1 protein-coding gene is annotated in these 1,029 nt (G+C 44.2%); it reads right to left on the minus strand.

Annotated features, from left to right (window positions below):
- Nucleotides 1-154: 154 nt before the first annotated feature.
- Nucleotides 155-982 carry a glycosyltransferase family 2 protein gene (locus V7659_RS32015; protein ID WP_335543984.1) on the minus strand — a complete coding sequence of 276 codons (828 nt, stop codon included), beginning with the start codon at nucleotides 980-982 and terminating at the stop codon, nucleotides 155-157.
- Between the last annotated feature and the right edge of the window lie 47 nt (nucleotides 983-1,029).

Genomic DNA, 1,029 nt, shown 5'->3' on the forward strand with positions numbered 1-1,029 from the left:
GACGTCAAATGGAGGGCACGATAAATGTCATCTGGCTTTGGAAACACGATCAGAGTACGATATTCTTCCTTTACCCACTCACGTAATTCCTGATAATATGGCTGTTCAAATTCACTTTTCATCACAGCCCACCAGCTATCATTTAAAAATGGCTTCATTGCGGTTGTCCTCCTTCTGTCTGCTGTGCCAATCTTGAGATCATCGGTTTTCCATCCCATACAATCTCACTCTCTGATTCTCTTTTTTTCATCGCTGGTTCTTCTAATAGGACAGCAAAGTTTGCTGTCGGCAAATCACCCAGCCCATGCTTTTCACTCAGGTCATCTAAGTAGGTCTTCCTTGTATCACCAAGATCACTCGACTGATTGCCCCCACCATCAAAGAACGCATAGATCACACTGGCAGCTGGCACTCGTTTGGCTCGTGCATGCTGCGTAACACGCAGGAAAAAGTCCCAGTCCCAGTAGTGATGCATCGCTGGATCAAAATAGCCAATCTCATCATGTATGCGGCGTTTGTACATACTGCCAGAAGGAACATATGTAGAAAAAACACGCATGTCCTCAATGTCCGCTGTATAAGCAAACAAACGTCTTGATACTGGAAAACGAGTCGCACCTCGTTCTTCAAACGAAACAATTTCCGCATCCGAAAAGACAAAATCAGCGTCTTCCAGCGCCTTGCTCATACGTTCAATATGACAAGGCGTAAAATAATCATCGTCATCACTCAGCATAATGACGTCACCTGTCAGCTCCCGCACCCCAACATTTCTTGCGTTCACATGCTGGACATTCTCATCTAAATGAATCAAGCGAATTGGCAGCTCTGGATAGAGTTCCTGAATCACGTCCACTCGCTCTCCTGCATCATTTACGACCACAATTTCAAAAGGCTGTACGCTTTGTCTCGAGATGGATTCAAGCAGTTCACACAATGCGCTCAGCCGGTTATGTGTCACAATTAGTAAAGAAATCTTCATATCGGCCTAACTCCTTTAATAGATTCGTCTTTTTCATTAAAACATAA

The sequence above is a fragment of the Neobacillus drentensis genome (assembly GCF_036966985.1).
GTDB classification, from domain to species: Bacteria; Bacillota; Bacilli; order Bacillales; family Cytobacillaceae; genus Neobacillus; species Neobacillus drentensis_E.